The 18,652-nt window shown below is 70.2% G+C and carries 12 protein-coding genes, 1 tRNA gene and 17 pseudogenes; 13 read left to right on the top strand and 17 right to left on the bottom strand.

What is annotated here, in order from left to right:
* Positions 1-247 (top strand): transposase (locus tag UK94_RS18505; RefSeq protein ID WP_235488586.1); only part of this gene is annotated, 247 nt, incomplete at both ends.
* A 575-nt stretch (positions 248-822) separates the two neighbouring features.
* On the opposite strand, the gene UK94_RS76225 is transcribed toward UK94_RS18505, so the two are convergent.
* The 7 genes and pseudogenes from UK94_RS76225 to UK94_RS57165 form a co-directional block, all read right to left on the bottom strand.
* Positions 823-1,250, bottom strand: a 428-nt coding sequence (locus tag UK94_RS76225; RefSeq protein ID WP_313949544.1) for an LLM class flavin-dependent oxidoreductase, incomplete at its 5' end; no start/stop codon positions are given.
* Position 1,251: 1 nt separating this feature from the next.
* Positions 1,252-1,403, bottom strand: a pseudogene (locus tag UK94_RS76230) (LLM class flavin-dependent oxidoreductase); the annotation flags it as partial.
* Between the two features lies 1 nt (position 1,404).
* A pseudogene (locus UK94_RS76235) lies at positions 1,405-1,671 on the bottom strand (LLM class flavin-dependent oxidoreductase); the annotation flags it as partial.
* A gap of 75 nt (positions 1,672-1,746) precedes the next feature.
* Positions 1,747-1,992, bottom strand: a 246-nt coding sequence (locus UK94_RS57150; protein ID WP_235488588.1) for an SDR family oxidoreductase, incomplete at its 5' end; no start/stop codon positions are given.
* A 1-nt stretch (position 1,993) separates the two neighbouring features.
* Positions 1,994-2,229 (bottom strand): annotated as a pseudogene (locus tag UK94_RS57155) (SDR family NAD(P)-dependent oxidoreductase); the annotation flags it as partial.
* A 1-nt stretch (position 2,230) separates the two neighbouring features.
* Positions 2,231-2,622, bottom strand: a pseudogene (locus tag UK94_RS57160) (SDR family NAD(P)-dependent oxidoreductase); the annotation flags it as partial.
* A gap of 1,630 nt (positions 2,623-4,252) precedes the next feature.
* Positions 4,253-4,438, bottom strand: a 186-nt coding sequence (locus tag UK94_RS57165) for a hypothetical protein (RefSeq protein ID WP_235488590.1), incomplete at its 5' end; no start/stop codon positions are given.
* A 1,335-nt stretch (positions 4,439-5,773) separates the two neighbouring features.
* Between UK94_RS57165 and UK94_RS18535 the strand changes: the two are divergent.
* Positions 5,774-6,019: pseudogene (locus tag UK94_RS18535) on the top strand (hypothetical protein); the annotation flags it as partial.
* Between the two features lie 109 nt (positions 6,020-6,128).
* Entirely contained in the window at positions 6,129-6,806 is a 678-nt protein-coding gene (locus UK94_RS18540; RefSeq protein WP_011603653.1) for an IS6-like element ISFal2 family transposase, read from the top strand.
* Between the two features lie 140 nt (positions 6,807-6,946).
* On the opposite strand, the gene UK94_RS18545 is transcribed toward UK94_RS18540, so the two are convergent.
* Positions 6,947-7,031, bottom strand: a tRNA-Leu gene (locus tag UK94_RS18545).
* An 88-nt stretch (positions 7,032-7,119) separates the two neighbouring features.
* Positions 7,120-7,686, bottom strand: a complete 567-nt coding sequence (locus tag UK94_RS18550) for a phosphatase PAP2 family protein (RefSeq protein ID WP_083866758.1) — start codon at positions 7,684-7,686, stop codon at positions 7,120-7,122.
* Between the two features lie 356 nt (positions 7,687-8,042).
* Between UK94_RS18550 and UK94_RS18560 the strand changes: the two genes are divergently transcribed.
* The 8 genes and pseudogenes from UK94_RS18560 to UK94_RS57200 all read left to right on the top strand — a co-directional run bounded on the left by UK94_RS18560 (position 8,043) and on the right by UK94_RS57200 (position 12,766).
* Positions 8,043-8,684, top strand: a complete 642-nt coding sequence (locus tag UK94_RS18560) for a TetR family transcriptional regulator (RefSeq protein WP_041940395.1) — start codon at positions 8,043-8,045, stop codon at positions 8,682-8,684.
* Positions 8,685-8,808: 124 nt separating this feature from the next.
* A pseudogene (locus UK94_RS57170) lies at positions 8,809-9,038 on the top strand (squalene--hopene cyclase); the annotation flags it as partial.
* A 1-nt stretch (position 9,039) separates the two neighbouring features.
* A pseudogene (locus UK94_RS57175) lies at positions 9,040-9,352 on the top strand (squalene--hopene cyclase); the annotation flags it as partial.
* Between the two features lies 1 nt (position 9,353).
* A pseudogene (locus tag UK94_RS57180) lies at positions 9,354-10,402 on the top strand (squalene--hopene cyclase); the annotation flags it as partial.
* Between the two features lies 1 nt (position 10,403).
* Positions 10,404-10,920 (top strand): annotated as a pseudogene (locus UK94_RS57185) (prenyltransferase/squalene oxidase repeat-containing protein); the annotation flags it as partial.
* 133 nt (positions 10,921-11,053) lie between these two features.
* On the top strand, positions 11,054-11,215 hold a 162-nt coding region (locus UK94_RS57190), incomplete at its 3' end, for a PAS domain-containing protein (RefSeq protein WP_235488655.1).
* 1 nt (position 11,216) lies between these two features.
* Positions 11,217-11,608: pseudogene (locus UK94_RS57195) on the top strand (sensor domain-containing diguanylate cyclase); the annotation flags it as partial.
* Between the two features lie 543 nt (positions 11,609-12,151).
* Complete coding sequence (locus UK94_RS57200) at positions 12,152-12,766, top strand: GGDEF domain-containing protein (protein ID WP_235488657.1); 615 nt, start codon at positions 12,152-12,154, stop codon at positions 12,764-12,766.
* Here UK94_RS57200 and UK94_RS57205 read toward each other — a convergent pair.
* From UK94_RS57205 to UK94_RS74275, 7 genes and pseudogenes are all read right to left on the bottom strand, one after another.
* Positions 12,700-13,065 (bottom strand): annotated as a pseudogene (locus UK94_RS57205) (hypothetical protein); the annotation flags it as partial. The gene UK94_RS57200 and the pseudogene UK94_RS57205 sit on opposite strands and share 67 nt — an antisense overlap.
* A gap of 1,033 nt (positions 13,066-14,098) precedes the next feature.
* Positions 14,099-14,666, bottom strand: a pseudogene (locus UK94_RS18580) (HD domain-containing protein); the annotation flags it as partial.
* 125 nt (positions 14,667-14,791) lie between these two features.
* Positions 14,792-15,155 (bottom strand): zinc-binding dehydrogenase (locus UK94_RS57210; RefSeq protein WP_235488593.1); only part of this gene is annotated, 364 nt, incomplete at its 5' end.
* A 1-nt stretch (position 15,156) separates the two neighbouring features.
* Positions 15,157-15,204, bottom strand: a pseudogene (locus tag UK94_RS57215) (hypothetical protein); the annotation flags it as partial.
* Between the two features lies 1 nt (position 15,205).
* A pseudogene (locus UK94_RS57220) lies at positions 15,206-15,877 on the bottom strand (alcohol dehydrogenase catalytic domain-containing protein); the annotation flags it as partial.
* Between the two features lie 67 nt (positions 15,878-15,944).
* A partial coding sequence (locus UK94_RS18590; protein WP_235488595.1) for a class I SAM-dependent methyltransferase occupies positions 15,945-16,492 on the bottom strand: 548 nt, incomplete at its 5' end.
* 1 nt (position 16,493) lies between these two features.
* Positions 16,494-16,778: pseudogene (locus UK94_RS74275) on the bottom strand (class I SAM-dependent methyltransferase); the annotation flags it as partial.
* 130 nt (positions 16,779-16,908) lie between these two features.
* Between UK94_RS74275 and UK94_RS74280 the strand changes: the two are divergent.
* Both UK94_RS74280 and UK94_RS57230 read left to right on the top strand, forming a co-directional pair.
* A pseudogene (locus tag UK94_RS74280) lies at positions 16,909-16,991 on the top strand (TetR/AcrR family transcriptional regulator); the annotation flags it as partial.
* A 1-nt stretch (position 16,992) separates the two neighbouring features.
* A pseudogene (locus tag UK94_RS57230) lies at positions 16,993-17,362 on the top strand (TetR/AcrR family transcriptional regulator); the annotation flags it as partial.
* A gap of 132 nt (positions 17,363-17,494) precedes the next feature.
* Here the strand turns inward: UK94_RS57230 and UK94_RS18600 are convergent.
* The gene (locus UK94_RS18600; RefSeq protein ID WP_055750849.1) at positions 17,495-18,052 is read right to left on the bottom strand and encodes an AAA family ATPase; all 558 of its coding nucleotides are present in this window, start codon (positions 18,050-18,052) and stop codon (positions 17,495-17,497) included.
* Positions 18,053-18,652 lie beyond the last annotated feature (600 nt).

The following is an 18,652-nucleotide window of genomic DNA, read 5'->3' on the forward strand; positions in this document are numbered from 1 at the left end:
TCACTACTTCGATCACTGGCAGTGCCGTCATTTGTTCGCGGACGGTGGATTCGCCGGACGTTTCGTCGACTGGGCCGGTGAGGTCATGAAGACCAGCGTCGACATCGTCCGGAAGAACCCCGGGCAGCGCGGTTTCGAGGCTCTCCCGAAACGTTGGGTCGTGGAACGAACCTTCTCGTGGATCACCGCGCACCGCCGGCTCGCGCGCGACTATGAAAGAAAACCCGCCACCTCCGAGACCTTCATCNGCCTCGCCATGATCCGAACCATGGTGAGGCGTCTTCNGCGCCAGCTCGCGCACAGCGGCCAGACCACACCATCAACTACAGAGGGTAGCCTGAACAAGATCTAAAACAGCTTCTCAGACGTGAGGGAGTATTTTTACACAACCCCCAAGCTGGTACGGACAGATCGGCGGTAGGCAAATGAACTCACGTGATGAATCGAGCATGGTCGATGGGNACTGGTGGCTTCCTTCGACACCGCGATGGCGGGCGTTGGGCAGGGCCCTTGTTGGTCAGGGCGTGATTCGACTACTGCTGGATGGACCATTGCGAGAGTACGTAATTCCTGAACGCGGCTGGGACGCGGTCGCGTTGCAGACGACAGAGAGTTCTTTGGTTCATGGCCGTACCCACGACGGNCGGGACGCCCCGGTAGGNGTCGCCGCAGGTCACGGGCTCGCTGCGATGCCGTAGGGCTGGCGATTGCCGCACCGCGGTGAGCAGGTCATGTGCAGCAGCACGCGATCACACGATCGTCGGTCGACGGCGGCTACGCCGCCACGTGGCTTGCGTAGAGCGTCGTGAAGGAGTCGGGGGATCAGCTGACGAGGTCGGCGAGGCGGTCGATCTGGTCGGTATCGGGGGACCAGCAGTAGATGATCGTCTCGTCGGCGCCGAGGTCCTCGTAGCCCGTGAGGGCGTCGCGGATCTGCCGTGGGGTGGTGAGCCACGCATCCAGGACGTGCTCGGTGTACTGGCTGGTGCCGTAGTAGCGGGCGATGGCCGCGCGTCCTTCCGCAAGCACCGGATCCGGCCCGAGCGCGGCGTTGACCTGCCCGACCAGCCGGGGCCGCCCGGCGCGGCCGGCCTGTTCCCAATCCTTCTCCACGGTGCGCAGCAGGTCGTCGGCTGCGGCCGGCGGTGAGGCGCACAGGAAGCCGTCACCACAGCGGGCGACCCGCGCGAGCGCGACGGCGGTGAACCCGCCGAACAGCACCTGCGGGCCGCCACGGCGAGCCGGTGCCGNCCCGACCGCCCCCAGGCCCGGGCCCACGGGCTCGCCCGACCAGACAGCCCGCAGCATCGACATCTGCTCGTCGAGCCGCCGGCCGCGCCGGTGGATGTCCACCCCCACGGCCCGGTAGTCGTCCTCCCAGCCACCCAGCCCGATACCTAGGGNGAACCGGCCGTCGGAGAGGCGGTCCAGGGTCGCCGTCTGCTTCGCCAGCAGGATCGGTTCCCGCAAGGGCGCGATCAGCACCTCGGTCTGGACCCGGATCCGCACCGTCGCCCCGACGACCGCCGCGAGCGTGACCAGCGGCTCCGGGTTGTCGTACACCACCCGGTCGAGCAACCCTAGGGTGCTGAAGGGGCCAGCATCGGCGCGTCGAGCCCAGCCCACCAGCGACCCGGGATCCGCAATGGGTAGACCGAGACCTACGTACACGAGTGATACCTCCCGAAACGGCAGNGGCGACCCGCGGTGCGGCGAGGCAGGCGTGAGGTGGCCAGCGGTGGCCTGTCACAGACCGCCGGAGACGGTGATATCGGCACCCGTGACGTAGGACGCTGCCGGCGAGATCAACCACGACACGGTCGTCGCGACCTCCTGGGGTCGGCCCATGCGGCCCAGCGGGCTGTGCACGCCGGTCTCTTTCGCCTCCGGGAAGACCATGCCCGTGGCGATGACGCCTGGGGAGACGCTGTTAACCCGGATCCCTTCGGAAGCGACCTCGTTCGACAGGCCATGGGTAAACGTCACCAGGGCNCCCTTCGTCGCCGCGTAGGGCACGTCTCCTGCCAGGCTGCCGATCCGGGCGGCAACCGAGGCGACGTTGACGATGGATCCGCCCTTGCCGCCGTGCGTGGTCGACATCGTGTGCACGGCGTACTTGGCGCAGACCATGGGGCCCACGACGTTGACCCGCATCAGCCGGGTCAGCTCGTCGGCGTCCCGCTCGTCGATGCGCGCCCGCTCGCCGAGCGTCCCGGCGTTGTTGACCAGNGCGGCCAGCGGACCCATCTCCTGCCCCGCACGGTCGAACATGCCCGCGACCTCGCCCGCGTCTGCCACGTCAGCGCGCACGGCCATGGCTCGACCGCCACCGCGACGAATCGTGGAAACTACCGATTCGGCGCCGTCCGCGTCCGCCGTGTAGTTGACGACGACGCCGTATCCGTCCTCGGCCAGTTTCTCGGCGATCGCGGCGCCGATACCCCGACTGGCACCGGTAACGATCACAGTGCTCTGTCCCTGCTCAGCCATCGTCATGTCATCCAGCCTCGCCGTTAGATCGCATTTCGGGGCAGGCCCTAGGAGGTGACCTCGTCGCGCCACTCGACCAGGAACCGTCGCGTCGACCGATCGCATCACGATGACTACCCGTAGGTGTCGCATCGAACCCTACACAATCCATGCAGGAATCCGGCATCGCACCTCGGATGGAAACAGGCAAACCGCCCAAAGCAACGGCATTGAGGCTACCGGACCTCTTCATCGGTCTCATAAATCGGGCTTGGGGCGTTCGCCACCGGACCTGCGGCTCGCGGCGTTCTTCAACGCGTCGAGGACGGCGGGCGGGACNGGCGGCGTCGGCCTGTCGGCGGCATGGTCACGCTTTGGTCTCGCCCCTGCGGTCGACGCCGGCGTTCCCGGTCCTCTCAGGTTCGGTCCGCAACAGACCCTGGACCTCACCGATCACCAGATCGCGGTGCTGCTGACCGGACGTGACGATCAGCGGGGTACGGCTGCGGTAGGCCGCCGCGCGAGGATTCCGCAGGCCTCGTACCCGGCAGCGCATCAGGCGCACGACAGCCCTTACGGGCATCTCTCCCGGCTCAGGCATCACCTGCCTCCTGCCCGCACGGCCTGCCGGCAAACCGGGAAATACCGCTTCNGTGGACAGCGAACCTGGGTTTCCCTGGCCACGGGGATCAAACCGCCCGAAGATTTCTCGGGAGCACGAGGTCGGGGTGATAAGGGCGGCACGAGACCGGAGGTCGTTCGGTGTGCCACTCATTCATCCGCGGGTGGGTGGCGGATCTCCGGCCGGCATTTAGAGTCGGTTGAGGTCGATAGATGGCCCCATATCATGGTAATGGGGATGCTGGTGCGGCGGCCGCCGTCGTTGGTCAACCTGCGTGAGCCGAGAAGCCGNGTTAGCGTAACTGCCGTGTGATTGTGCAGGAAGACAGCGGAAGGGTGAGCACTATGGCCCGTTTGTCCGAGCAACTGGCCTACCTGTCAGGGCGCGCCAAGGCAGCCGAGGATGCCGCGGGCACGGCCGAGGCCGAGACCCGCGAGGAGTTGGNGGCCAAAGTCGAGCAGGCTCGTGCCAACGCCGAGCAGCGCGCGGGCGAGCTTCGTGAGAAGGCGGCGGACGTTACGCAGGAGGCTTCCAGTCGGTGGAGCGAGATCCAGGACCGCTGGAAGGACCATGTGAGCGAGGTGCGTGCCGAGGTCCAACAGAAGCAGGCGGAGCGCGACGCCAACCGTGCCGAGCGGCGTGCGGAGTACGCGGAGGACGACGCCGCCTGCGCGATCTCTTTCGCCATCTCCGCCGTGGAAGAAGCCGAGTACGCCGTCCTGGACGCCACCTTGGCCCGCGCCGACGCTGCGGCCGCCCGCGCCTGATCCTCCTCTCATTTCCCGGATCCGGTTGGTGACGTCGGGGTGAACGGAAGGGGCGACCCGGGCGTCGGAATAGCAGGACGGTGGATTCCTCAAAGGCGCCGGGGTTCGGCAGCCGTGGGAAAGACGCTTGCGTAACCTGTTCGTCGATGCGGCGTTGANATCATCCGGCGCCCGCCCAGCCGGTGTGGCCGGCCGGCCCGCTCGCTCGCCGACGCGGACGCGCACCGGAGTGCCCCGGCCAAGACTCCACGCTGGCCCGCTGGCTGGAGTCCGGCCGGGGCGGGATGCACCGGATTGGGAAGCCCAGTTCTCCCCGGGCATTCCCCAGATGCTCATCGTGGCCGCGCTGCGGACCGCCAGCGCCACCGTTCGCCTAACGAGGTGGGTGGCCGAGTCAGCGGCGGCGCCAGTGTTCCGGATGGACGTCTGATCCGGAGCCGCCACCCAAACAGGCGGTCCGCCAAACGAGCGGAGGTGCCTGCTCCGCGGGCCCGATGAGAACAACGTGAAGGATCAGCCCCTCGAAGAGGGACCAGCCCCGGTTCGGCTCATACCCAAACGCATCGCGCTGCGGATGTTCNCCGGGCTGGCAAGGCGTCGACNCCGGCTGATCGCCCGTCACGGCGACGACCGCGCCTACCGGCCGGCGTGTGCGCGCCGGCGGGCGTTGATCAATAGGAACGATGCGGGTATCCGTGGGAGGAACGATGACCGAGCAGAGCACAGTGCAGACGCAGGTGTGGCCGCGGTTGCGGCTGCGGGACTGGAGCGACACGAAGGACACGCTGCACATGTGGACCCAGATCGTCGGCAAGATCCGCATGGCGCATGCGCCGATGATCAACCACTGGTGGCATGTCACCCTATACGTCAACCCGCACGGGTTGACCACCTCGACCATCCCGTACCGCAATGGGGATTTCGACATCGAGTTCGACTTCCTCGACCATCAGCTACATATCCGTACCAGCGACGGCCNCCGCCAGCAGGTGGCACTGGCGCCTAAACCGGTGGCCCAGTTCTACACCGAAACCATGCAGGCTCTGGATGACCTGGGCATCCAAACCCATATCTATGCCAGGCCCAACGAGGTCGATCNGGCCATCCCGTTCGCCGACGACTACCAGCACGCCTCCTACGACCCGCACGCGGTCGAGCTATTCTGGCGCCAGCTCCTGCGGGCCAACCGGGTCATCACGGTGTTCCGGTCTCGGTTCATCGGCAAGGCCAGCCCGGTGCATTTCTTCTGGGGCGGCATGGACATGGCCTGCACCCGGTTCTCCGGACGCACCGCCCCACCCAACCCCGGCGGAGTCCCGAATCTCCCCGTGTGGGTGACGCGNGAGGGCTACTCCCACGAGTTGGCCAGTTGCGGATTCTGGCCCGGCGGCGAGGAAGGCGCGTTCTACGCCTACGCCTACCCCGAACCGGCCGGCTACGCCGTCCATCCGGTCCGCCCGGACGCCGCCTACTACGGCCCCAGCGGCGAGTTCCTGCTCCCGTATGAAGCCGTGGCCGCCGCCGCGAACCCCGACCAGGTCCTCGCCGACTTCCTGGACACCACCTACGCCGCAGCCGCCGACCTGGCCGGCTGGGATCGAGCCGCGCTGGAGGCCGACCTCCACCGTTGCGACCACCGGCGCCAGCAATGAACACCGCGCAGGCCGCCCTGGGCTGGCCCTGAAATCACTGTTCGGCCGGTCGCTACCCGGGCCTTGGCCAGGGATGATGTCCAGTGATGGCGCCGGTCGTTAGATCATCTGCCGAATCGAACGGGCGTTCCGTAGACCTGGTAGTCGGCACCGCGACCGCCCGCGGCTTGGTCACCCAGCTCAGGGGGGACTCGAACCATTACCCCACCACCGGTCACCCTCTCCGGTAACCTCATTCTCGCAGGCCACGCGGGAATTGACCAGTGAACGACGCACCCGCCACTCCACCCGCGAGGCAGGACGCGCGACCGTTCGCGCTTCGCGCGGTCACCACACTGATCGTAAGCGTCGTCGCACTGAGCTTCCTGTTCGGGCTCGGCAACGTCTGGGCACTGGGCATCCGCCTTGGCGTTCCCGCCTACATCGCCCCACTCGTCGCGCCCGCCGTTGATCTCTCTGTCGTTGCCCTGCTCGTCGCCACCCGCCAGCTGGCCCTTGCCGGCGCCAGCCGAGAGCAGATGCGACGGCTCTGTTGCATCGGCGGAGTCCGCTGTCCAGCGGCCGTCGATCGGTCATGATCGAGGGATGCGTCGACGTCGTGGCTGTCCGCCGGTTCCGGTGTCGGAGTTCGCGGGGTTCCGGTTCCCGCCGGAGGCGATCGTCCTGGCGGTGCGGTGGTATCTGCGGTTCGCGTTGTCGTACCGGGATGTCGAGGAGCTGCTCGCGGAACGCGGCCTCGAAGTTGATCACGTGACTGTCTACCGGTGGGTGCAGCGCTTCGTACCCCTGCTTGCCGAGGCGGCCAGGCCGTGTCGGCATCGGCCGGACGACAGGTGGTTCGTGGATGAGACGTATGTGAAGGTCGCCGGCCGCTGGACCTACCTGTACCGTGCCGTTGACCAGCACGGACAGGTCATCGACGTCTTCGCCAGCGAACGACGCGACCAAACCGCCGCCCGCCGCTTCTTCACCCGGGCGCTGTCTCATGGCCGTCGACCGGTCGAGGTCACCACCGACAAGGCCGCCGTTTACCCGCGGGTCCTCGACGAGCTGCTCCCGGAGGCCTGCCACGTCGACGCCGCCCGGGAGAACAACCGGATCGAAGCCGACCACGGCCGGTTGAAAGCACGGCTGCGGCCTATGCGCGGGCTGAAACGGCTGCGCTCGGTCCAGACCGTCAGCGCCGGACACGCCCTGATCCAGAACATCCGCCGCGGCCACTATGAACTCGCCATCGACGCCCACCCGCCGCTGCGACTGGCAGCCGCGTTCACCGAACTCGCCGCAGCCGTTTGACCGGCGCTCGCCCCAGCCGCTGGCATGTTCAGCTTCCCCGTAATGCAACAGTGTCGCTCGGACTCCAGCTCACCTACCAGCCAGGAGCCCACAGAGTGATCGCCGAGACCCAACCTCAAGCGATCATGTACGAACGAGAGTGTCCGAGGGGGGACTTGAACCCCCACGCCCGATAAAGGGCACTAGCACCTCAAGCTAGCGCGTCTGCCATTCCGCCACCCGGACAGGTGGTCGCGGGGTGTCTCACCCGCGCACGTCTGCGATGTTACACGGTCAGAGCGGGTGCCTGTCGCTACCCCCGACCACCGGCAGATCAAGGCAGCGGGGGACGCGGAACGCGCGACGCGGGAACGAGGCGCCGGGTCGCGAGACCACCGACGGCTCCGATCACGACGCTGCCGGCGATGTCGGTCGGCCAGTGGCGGACGGCCGCGACCCGGGCGAGTCCGATGGCGGCGGCCATGCTCGCGAGGGCGGCGGCGAGCAGGGGGTGGCGCAGCTCGTCGGTGACCGCGGCGGTGAAGGCGACCGCCGTGATGGTGTGGCCGGACGGGAACGAGGCGCTGTGGGGAGGGTCGCCGGACGGGGCGCGACCGGCGGAGTCCGACGTCTGGGGGCGGCGCCGGTCGACCAGGTTCTTGAGCACTCCGTTGACCGCCCCCGCGGCGGCGACGGCCATCAGCCCGCGCGCCGCGGCCCGACGTTCACCGAGCACCAGCAGGACCACGGTCGCGGCCAGCCACGGCTTCTGGTGGTTACTCAGGGAGCTGACCACGACCGGCGCGCGCCTGCCGGTGGAAGCGACCACGGCGCGCAGCACGCCGCGGTCGATCAGGGTCGGCACACCATCGGGCGGGTTCCTGGTGGAGGTGCATGACACTGGGGCTCGTCCTCTCGACGCGGGTACAGGTGATCGGCGCGGACAGCGCGCAGGAAGCGGCCTATGCCAGGAGGCCCGGCCACGGCGCCCGACTCCGGTCCGATCGGGCCTTGAGCGGCGAAATACCCCAGGTCAGCATGCATGACGGCGTACCCGATCCGCCTGCGCACATGCCTGCCCGCCGGCTCGCCGGGGCGTAGGGCGCCCGCTGCCGGCCGCGCCTCGCGGCGCCGAGGGAGCGCCGACAGCCGGCAACTGTCACACGGACGCAGTAGGCACCCTTTGCCAAGTGACAGTTCGTGCCATAAGTTCCGGATGTCGCTTTAGTCCAGCAAGGTCTTCGGGTGGTGCGCGGGATGTCCGAGAAGCAGGCAGAGAGCCTGCGGGAACGCAAGAAGCGCCGCACGCGCCAGTCGATCATCGACGTGGCGCACGCCCTGTTCCACGAGGACGGCTACGACACGACCACGGTCGAGGCGATCGCGGCCGGCGCCGACGTGTCCGTCCGCACCTTCTTCCGCTACTTCGCGAACAAGGAAGAGGTGGCCCTCGCGCCGTTGGACGAGATGGGCGAGCTCACCCTGACGGCCCTGCGCCGGCGTCCGGCCGACGAGCCGCCGCTCACCGCCCTGCGCGCCGCGGTCCTCGACGCCTGGACGATCATGAGCCCGGACGGCGAGTCGCTGCGGCACTACACCGATCATCTGCTGCCGATCGGCAACGCCTCCGCGCTCGCCGGGGCGGTCCAGAACCGGATCGTCGCCCTGGGCGACCGGTTCGCGCTGGAGTTCGTCGAGGGCGACGACCACGACGGCCCACAGCCGCGACGCACGGACCTCGACGCCTCGCTGGCCGCGTTCGCGTTCCTCGCCGCCGTGCAGGTCGCCGTGCGCGCCTGGTGCGCCTCGGCCAGCACCGATCCCGCGGATCTCGTCGCCACCGCCCTGATCTGCCTGGACAGCCTCGTCATCGAAAGGAACCCCGCACACCGTGCCTGACCTCGAGCTTCGCGATGTCGACCGCGCGGATGGCAGGCACCACGCCCCGAACCTCGGGCGCACGGACACCCTGTCGCCCAGCGCGCCCACCGGTGAGCCCGCACCGGCCTCCACCCCCGCAGCGGTGGCGACCCCGACCCCGACCCCGACTACGGCACCGGCACCGGCACTGGCACCGGAGAATGCACTGCGGGAGACGGTCCAGCGGGCCGCCGAGCACCTGCTGCGACTGCAGGACCCGCGCGGCTGGTGGAAGTTCGACCTCGAGACCAATCCGACGATGGACGCCGAGGACCTCCTCCTGCGGGAGTACCTCGGCATCCGCACCGTCGAGCAGACCGAGGCCACCGCGAANCACATCCGTTCCCGGCGCCTCGACGACGGCTCCTGGCCGACCTATTTCGGCGGCCCCGGGGAACTGTCCACCACGGTCGAGTGCTACATCGCCCTACGGCTCGCCGGTGACTCACCCGACGACGAACCGCTGCGACGCAGCGCCGCGTGGATTCGCGAGCGCGGCGGCATCCCGGCGACCAGGGTGTTCACCCGGATCTGGCTGGCGCTGTTCGGCTGGTGGCGCTGGGAGGACCTGCCGGTCCTGCCGCCCGAGATCATGTTCCTTCCCCCGCGGGCGCCGCTGAGCATCTACTCGTTCGCCTCCTGGGCCCNCCAGACCATCGTCCCCCTGACGATCGTCTCGGCCGCCCGCCCCCAGTGCCCGGCGCCGTTCGACCTGGCCGAGTTGGACCCCGACGAGGTCCCCGCCGCCCAGTCCCACGGCGCCGCCCAGTCCCCCGACACTCGGTCCCCCGCCGGCGGACGGACGCTGCGGGGCGCGATGCGGCGGCTGGGGGGCGACCGGCCGAACACGGCCAAGGTCTTCTTCCGGGGGCTCGACGCGGCGCTGCACCGCTACCACCGCCACCCGATCGGGCCCCTGCGCCGCCACGCGCTGCGCACCGCGGAACGCTGGATCATCGCCCGGCAGGAGGCGGACGGCTGCTTCGGCGGGATCCAGCCGCCCGCCGTCTACTCGATCATCGCGCTGCGCCTGCTCGGTTACGACCTCGACCACCCGGTCCTCGCCGCCGCGCTGCGCTCGCTGGACGCGTACACCCTGCACCGCGAGGACGGCTCGCGCATGATCGAGGCCTCCCAGTCGCCGATCTGGGACACGGCGCTGGCCGTCCTCGCCCTGGCCGACGCGGGGATCGACGCCCCTGCCGACGTCGACGTGGCGCCCGCGCTGCCCACCCAGCGGGTCGCGACCGGCGCCCCGGCGCCATCCGCGCCGGTTCCGACGGCGCTGGAACGGGCTGCCGACTGGCTGCTCGGCCAGGAGATCCAGCACCGCAGGGGTGACTGGGCCATCACCCACCCGGGCGTGGCGCCGGGCGGCTGGGCCTTCGAGTTCGACAACGACACCTACCCCGACACCGACGACACCGCCGAGGTCGTGCTGGCGCTGCACCGGCTGAACCGGCTTCGCCGGCTGCGCCACCCCACGAACACCCGGATCGACGCCGCCCTCGAACGGTCGACGGCCTGGCTGTTCGCCCTGCAGTCCCGCGACGGCGGATGGGGGGCCTACGACTCCGACAACGCCAGCACCCTCGTCTACCAGATTCCGTTCGCGGACTTCGGCGCGCTCACCGACCCGTCGTCCGCCGACGTCACCGCGCACGTCGTCGAACTGCTCTGCGAGACGGGACGGATCCNCGACCCGCGTACCCTGCGCGGCGTCGACTGGCTGCTGCGCAACCAGGAGGCCGACGGATCCTGGTACGGCCGCTGGGGCGTCAACTACGTCTACGGCACCGGCTCGGTGCTGCCCGCCCTGCAGGCGGCGGGGCTCCCGCCGACCCACCCGGCGATGGTGGCGGGCGCGCGGTGGCTGCTGTCGCGGCAGAACTCCGACGGCGGCTGGGGTGAGGACATCCGCTCCTACGGCGACCCGGCGTGGTCCGGCCGCGGACTCTCCACCCCCTCGCAGACGGCCTGGGCGATGCTCGGCCTGCTCGCCACCGATCACGGCGGCGTCCACGCCGACGCCCTGGCCGCCGCGGCTCGCTGGCTCACCGAGCAGCAGCGGCCGGACGGCGGCTGGGACGAGGAGATGTTCACCGGCACCGGCTTCCCGGGCTTCTTCTACCTCAACTACCACGGCTATCGGCTGGTCTGGCCCGTCATGGCCCTCGGCCGCTACCTGCACAGCCGCCAGCATCCGTCCGACTGACTCGCCGGACCGCCGGGCGACCATCTCCACCCACAGCACCAAGTCATCACTGAATGCATACATCTGCTTACCGGTCGGGCGCCCGGGTAGGACGAAGCCCGATGGCAACGTGCTGGTAGGCGGGTGAACAGTCATGCCCCTGGGGGTGCAGCCGGATCTCATCGAGATTCTGGACATCGCGGTCGTCGAGGCAACCGTGCGGAATCACCGCATCCGCCGGGCCAACCCGGCCGCCTGCGCCCTGTTCGGCCGGCCCGAGGCCGAGGTCGTCGGCCTCGACTGGGAGAAGATCNCCNCCCCGGCGGACCACGCCCGCCTGCATGCGCAGATCCGCTTCCGCCAGGCCAGCGGCCGACGCCGGGAACGGATGATGGTCCGGCTGCTGCAGCCGGACGGCGACCTGCGCCACGCCCTGGCCACCATCGTGCTGCGCGCCGATCCGGATGGCGAGGAGTACTTCGTCGTCCACCTCCAGGACGTGTCCGAGGAGATCGCCGCCCAGGACCGGCTGCGGCTCATCGTGGAGAACACGCCGGTGTCCATGTTCCTGATCGATCGCAGCGGGCGGGTCCTCGTCAGCGAGGGCACCGCCAGTCCGGAGGCTGCCGCCGGGCTGGCGGAGGCGCGAGCGTCGTCCATCTTCACCACGTTCGCGTACCTGCCGCAGGCGACGTCGATCATGCGGCGGNCACTCGACGGGGAGCGCGTCCACCAGATCCTCGAGGCGTTCGGCCGCCGCCTCGACGTGCACCTCGTGCCCATCCCCGGGCCCGGCGGCCAGGTGGACACCGTCGCCGCGGTGGCCAGCGACGTCACCGACCTGCACCTCGCGCTGGCCAGCCTGCGGGCCCGCTCCGCCGAGCAGGCGGTCGTCGCCGACCTGGGCCGCCGGGCCCTGGAGGCGCGCGAGCCGGCCGAGCTGTGGCAACGGGCGGTCACGGCGCTGGCCGACCATCTCGGCGCCGACCTGGTGCGGGCCTACGGTCTCGACGCGGACGGGAAGCGGGTCGGCCCGCTCGCCCACGAGGATCGGCGCGCACCGCAGGTCCCGACCGGGACGCAGCGGGATCCGCCGCGCCGCACCGCCGCGTGGGTGACGACGGTGCCGGTCGGCCGCCCCGACCGACCGCTGGCCGTGATCGAACTGCACCGGGCGCCGCTGGAGGACCAGGAGCGCGAGTTCGTCCACGCGGTCACCGCGGTGCTCGGCTCGGCCGCCCTGCGCTTCCAGATGGAAGCCGAGATCCGCCACCGCTCGCTGCACGACGGGCTCACCGGCCTGCCCAACCGCACCGCGCTGCTCGACCGCCTCCACCGGGCCCTGCACCGCGCCGGCCACGACGGACGGCGGGTCGGAGTCCTCTTCGTCGACCTCGACGGCTTCAAGGCCGTCAACGACACCCTCGGCCACCAGGCCGGCGACGACCTGCTGCGCACCACCGCCGCCCGGCTGTCCCACGCCGTGCGGCCCGGTGACGTGGCCGGACGCCTCGCCGGCGACGAGTTCGCCGTCCTCTGCGAGGACGTCGACGGCGTCGCCGACCTCGAGGCGATCGCCGACCGGGTGGTAACCGCGCTGGCGGCACCGGTCCGGCTGCTCGACCGCCCCGTCACGCTGACCGGGAGCGTCGGACTGGCCCTGTCAAACCCGGACCTTGCCGACGCCGAGACCCTGCTGAACGCCGCCGACATCGCCATGTACACGGCGAAGCGCAACGGTCCCGGCCAGCGCCTGGCCTATGCCACCGAGATGCGGACCCCGGTGGCGGCGAACACGCGTCAGAAGTTGACGCGTGACCAGCTGAAGACGGCCGGGGCCGACGGGTCGATGCTGAGCTTGAGATAGTCGTTCGCCTGGCCGCTGCCGTCGACGACGATCCGCGTCACGTTCGGGACCTCAAGGTCCTTCGGTGCCAGCGGATGGATGCCGTAGAGCGGATCCGTGCGGGTGAACGGATGGTCGACCCGGAAGACGTGCGAGTCGCCCTCCAGGAGGAGCACCGGCTTGCCGAAGTGGCCGGCGAGGGTGCCGATCCGCTTCACGATGGCGTCGTAGCCGGTCAGGCCGTCCCCGCCCGCGGCCAGCGCGCTGGTGTCCCACATGTCCGCCTGCAGGAGCAGCGCGACGCCGGGCGCGCCGGTCTGNCGGGCGGAGTTGAACGCCGTGTTGATCCACGACAGCGTGGCATCGAGCCGGGTCGAGTACTCGTTCTGCTGCTCCGCGGACAGCGGGGTCACGCCGAACCAGGGACCGAGATCGTTGTTGCTGCCAGGGATGTTCAGGGTCGCGAACACCACGCCGGACTGGGTCCACCTGGTGTTCTCGACGAAGGCGGCGTACGCCGGGTCCGAAGCCTGGGTGATCACCTGCTTCGGGTTCACCCCGAGCGTCCGGCCGGGCACCGGGAAGAAGAGTCGGCGTAGCGCGGCGAGACGTTCCGTGGGAACGTAACCGCCGTTGTTCGCCCGGTGGCAGTCAGTCCATTCGTTGTCGCCCGGCGTGTAGACGAGCGGATCCTGGAACTGATCGAAATCTGCCTTGATCGTCGCGAAGTAGGAGTCCGAGCAGAGACTGCTGCCGTTCTTGATGTCGCCGAGATGCGCGACGAGAGACACGTCGGGATCGGCATTGATCTTGGCGATGTCCGCCGGGAACGCGGCGATCTTCTCCGCACCATAAGGGATGTCACCGATGACGGCGATCGTCGACGGGGCGGCGCCGGCGCTGGTCGGGGGCGTCGCGCTGGCCGACATCGACGTCGTCACGGTGAGGGCACCCGCCGCGACAATGGTTAAAGCAATCCTGCGGTAACGCAACGGTTAGGCTCCTTCACACAAAGGGCGGCGCGGTTCATGCTTCGGGGTCGGGTCAATTCGAGGCGATCGCCCCGCTGTCCTTCTTCCGAGCCTCGGCAAGCTATCGAGCCAGCCGGAACGTACCCGGAATTACGGGTTAACGTNTCCGCACAGGCAACGAAACGCGGCGCGCCGCGACCGAGGAGACTGCCTGGTCCGCGGCGCGCCGGCAGCGGAGCGGGGTGCCATCACCGGCGTTATTCGGGCCACGGGGAGTCGAGGATGGTGTCGACGAAGTCGCGGCGGCGGAAGCCGGGCAGGTAGTGCGCGAGGACGTCCGCCTTGACATTGCCAAAGGTGGTGTCCGGCCTGGGCGCGATGNCGTCGGTGAAGGCACGCAGGATACGACGTTTGAAGTCCGGCCGGGGGTGCAGCTCGGTGATCGCGTCCCGGTCGGCCTCGCTGACGTCGTCGTAGCCGATTCCGAGCACGTCGTACTCCACCCCGGCGGTGAGCAGGGCGACCTCGGGCTCCATGAACTCCGGGATGCCTGGGGTGGTGTGCAGGGCGATGGCCGTCCACACCCGCCGGATGCTGTCCTCGGGCATCCCGTGCCCGTGCAGGAAACGGCGTGCCTCGTCGGCACTGTCCACCTCGAAACGCCGGCCGCTGCGGCGGAACTCCTCGTTGAGACCGAGATCGTGGAACATCGCCGCGACGTAGAGCAGCTCCGGGTCGAAGCTCAACCCGCGGCGGCGGCCCTGCAGGCCGGCGAAGCAGTAGACCCGCCGCGAATGGTGGTAGATCAGGTCGTCGGTGGCGTCGCGCACCAGCTCGGTGGCCTGGGCGGCCAGGCTCGTGTCGGGTATGGCAACGCCGGCGAGCGGCACGGTGCTGCTGGTCATGGTGACTCCCCCCGGGTCGATGGCTGACCGTTGTCGGTCGAGCATCGTGGAGGTACCCGGGACAACGGCCGCAGGAACGGCCGGGGAACGCGGCCGACGACCGCCGGGACACCAGCGGCGTCGACCTCTCCCCGCGTAGCCGGGTCAGCCCGCCGGGTCAGCCCNCCGGGTCAGCTCGCCGGGTCAGCCAGGACGATGACCGCGCGACCGAAGATCTTGCCGGCCTCGAGGTCGTCGAACGCCTGCAGGCCGTCGTCGAAGCTGTACCGGGTGAGGTCGGCGGTGATCCGGCCGGTGCGGGCCAGCGCCACCAGGTCGTGGAGATCCTGGTGGTTCCCGCTGTAGGGGCGGGTGAGCGACGCGCCCCACGGCAGGGACACCGACGTCTGCGAGGTCTCGAACGCGAAGACCCCGTCGCCGAGCCCCGGCACCCGCACGGCGCCGTAGGGCGCGACGACGGCGCCCGACAGCGCGAGGGTCTGGTTGTTGCCGACCAGATCCAGGACGACGTCGGCACCATAGCCACCGGTGACCNCCAGGACCTTCGCGGCGACCTCGGGATCGTCGGAGCGCAGCGCGTGGTNGACCTTCCCCCGGACGGCGGCGAGCGACGCGTCCCTGATGTCGAGCGCGATGACCTGCGCCGCGGTGAGTTCCCGCAGCAGCTCGACCGCGAACTGCCCGAGGCCGCCGATCCCGATGACCACCGCCGTCGAACCGGGGCGCAGGAGGTCCAGGGTGGCGCGGATGGAGTGGTAGGGCACGAGGCCCGCGTCGGCGAGCACGGCGGCGAAGGCCGGGTCCAGACCGTCGGCCGGGACCAGCGCGGCGGCGTTCACGGCGACGTAGTCGGCCATTCCGCCGTTCACGGACACCCCGGGCGTCGGGGCCGGGTAGAGTCGGTTCCCCGTGTTGCGGCAGGCGTTTTCCTGGCCGGCGACACACAGCCGGCACACGCCGCAGGACCAGACCGGATGCACGATCACCTGGGAACCCGGCGAGAAGTGCGGAAAGCCGTCGGCGATGTCGACGATCTCACCGGCGATCTCGTGGCCCAGGATCGTCCCGGCGGGAATCATCTCCTCGGCCGAGCCGCGAATGTGGATGTCGGTCTGACACACCCCGGCGGCCGTGACCTTGACGAGAGCCTGACCGGCACCGATGGTGGGCTTGGGGACCTCCACCTGGCGGACGTCCCGCACTCCGGCAAACTGGATTGCACGCACGCGCTTCTCCCTGACGTATTTCGGCCCCATTTCCGGCCGCCGCGTGGACGCCGGAGAAAACGAGCCGACACACTGATTCTGCGCAGTCAGGAGGACTCTACTCGCCTGGTCGGGTGCCGGCGCGCGCCGCGGTGATCACCACGGCGGTGTAGCGCACGGTGAAGGCACCGCCCGCCGTGTCGACGGCGGCGCCGAGGCCCGCCAGCAGCCGCGCGAGGGTGGCCGGCGGGAACCGGCTGTGGCCGCCGAAGGTGGGCACCTGGTCCAGCCACTCGTCCCGGGTGTAGGACTGCTGCCGATGGAACCGCCACCGCTGCGGGTCGCCGAACGCGCCCGTCTGACGGATGCCGTCGGCGGCCCTGGCGAGCACCGTCGAGTGCCCGTCCGGGCCGGTCATCGTCCGGTGGAAGAGCGGCGCGTCGGGCAGCACCCGGCGGTAGACCGCGGAGAAGGCCGCCGCCAGGCCGGGTGGCGGCTGGCCCGCGTTCCAGAACACGGCCAGCCGGCCGCCGGGCCGCAGCACCTGCGCCGCCTTGCTTGCGCCCGCGACCGGATCCACCCAGTGCCAGGTCTGCCCGGCGATCACCGCGTCGAAGGTGCGCCCGGCGGGATCCCAGGTCTCGAACGCCGCCACCTCGGCCTCGANCCCACTGCGCCGCGCCCACCCGGCCATCCGCGCGTCCACGTCGACCCCGAGCACCCGACAGCCGGCCGCGTGGAACTGCCGGGCGGCGATACCGGTCCCGCAGCCGACGTCGAGCAGGTCGGGCCCGGGACTGGCCGCCGCGATCCGGCCCACCATGGCCTCGGGGTAGCGGGGACGGGTCCGGTCGTAGCGATCGGGGTCGGCGCCGAACGACTCCGCCAGCTGCCGGTGGCGGTGCGGCTCCTGGTCGCAGGGAGACGCCGAGCCCGAAGATGGAGTGGGCATGCGCCCACCCTAGTGGGCACTTGCCCACTAGGCAATCGCGCCAGGCCTCGCCACGAGCGACCCGCCACCCCCGGCAGGCCGCACCAGCAGCCCTCGACGTGCGGCCGGCCGCAAGCAGGAGGATGGAACGATGCCGACCGGGGTGGCCCTGCGCGACGTACGTGAGCAGCTCTTCGCCGCAGCCGAACGCGTCCTGCTGCGCGACGGACCGAGNGCGCTGACGAGCCGGGCGGTCACCACCGAGGCGGGCTGCGCCAAGGGCGTCCTGCATCGGCACTTCGCCGACTTCGACGAGTTCCTCGCCGAACTCGTGCGCGACCGCACCGCCCGGATCACCGGCCAGGGCGCCGGCCTGCGCGCACGGGCCGGGACCGGCACCGTCGCCGACAACCTCACGGCCGCGCTGTCGGACCTGTTCGGCTCGGTGGCGCTGGCCGTCGTCAGCCTCGTCACCGCCCGCGACGAGCTGCGCGCCGCCCTGCGCCGGACCGGAACGGTCGGCGTCCCCGTCCTGACGGAGGCCACCGCGACGGTCGCCGCCTACCTCGCCGCCGAGCGCGACCTCGGCCGCCTCGCCGCGGATGNCGACACCGACACGCTTGCGCTCATGCTGATCGGCGGCGGGCACCTGCTCTTCGCCGGCCGGGACGGCACCGCCCCGGATGCCGACGCCGTCCGCTCGGTCGTGAGCACGGCCATCGCCGGCGCCATCCGGTTCAGCTCTCCGGCTGGGGAGACAGACGCCGGAGGATGAACGCGGCGCGGGACTCGGGGTCGGTCCTGGGCAGGTTGATCAGCTGGTACCCGTGGCGGGTATAGGCCTCGGCCATCGCATCGTGGGTGCGGACGGCCTCGTCGAGGTCCTGGGTGCGTTCGCGGTCGTGGGTGTAGATCTCGGGCCAGGGCGGCGCGAGAAAGACCCGCTGGTGGTAGCGAAACGTCCGCGCGGCGGCGGTGACGTGCGCCGGAATCGGCCGGCCGAGCAGCAGAAAGTAGCCGACGACGTCGGGTATGCCCCGGTCGAAGAAGACCGTCCCCGCCCGTCGGGTGGCGTCGTGGTGAGAGCGCATGTCCCAGGACAGCATGATCTCGGCGAAGAGCAGGGAATCCCTTTCGTGGCGGGCCCTGCCGCCGATGACGATCTGATCCTGAAGAATGCGCCTGCCGGCTTCCGGGATGCAGGGAAATCCCTGCCGGTGAAGCTCCTCGACAAGCGTGGACTTACCGGCCCCGGGGCCGCCGGTGATGACGACAAAATCGTCGGATGTGCTCACGGTGCCAGACTCTCCTTCGGCGGCTGCTCACAAAGGCGGCGAGTCCCCCGCCGTGATGCGAAGGGACGCGCCGCATCAGGAAATGGACCTGGCCGGTTCGGCACGTCGACGCCGTTACCACGCGGAGCATCGGCCCGGCGATGAGAATGGTGATGGTGGACGTGGCCCACGGCGCCGCGCCGCCTGCGGGCGGTATCGGTCAGCCGGCGGAGCGCCTCGCCGACCTCGTGCCCGGTGCCCGGTGAGNGGTGGGCGGCGTCCCGACGTCATCGGCGACGACCAGGCTCCCGGGAGCAGATCCGGCAGGCGGGGACGCGCGACCCGGTTCCGCGGAACCCCGTGGTCGGTGAAGGCGACACCGGTGGTCGGCAGCCGGTCCGGGCACTCGTCCCGGGTGTCGCCCTGATCACGCCGGCGTCCCGTCCGATTCGATCGATGACGAAACCCGATCAGTGCGATCGCGGATAGGCGTTGGACAGCCCAACAAGTTCCCATCATCCTGACAAACATGTCTGGGATTCTGGGTGGGAACGCGGGCGGGCTGGTTCCCGCGCGTGTCCGCCGCCCGGCGCGTGTGACCGCCCCGAGGCGAGTGCTCAC

Origin of the sequence: Frankia sp. AvcI1, from assembly GCF_001420875.1 — a bacterium.
GTDB classification, from domain to species: Bacteria; Actinomycetota; Actinomycetes; order Frankiales; family Frankiaceae; genus Frankia; species Frankia alni.

Coding starts and splice junctions, on each gene's coding strand:
- UK94_RS18560 (WP_041940395.1), top strand. CDS start 8,043: ATGTCCGAGAAGCAGGCAGAGAGCCTGCGGGAACGCAAGAAGCGCCGC.
- UK94_RS57200 (WP_235488657.1), top strand. CDS start 12,152: ATGGAAGCCGAGATCCGCCACCGCTCGCTGCACGACGGGCTCACCGGC.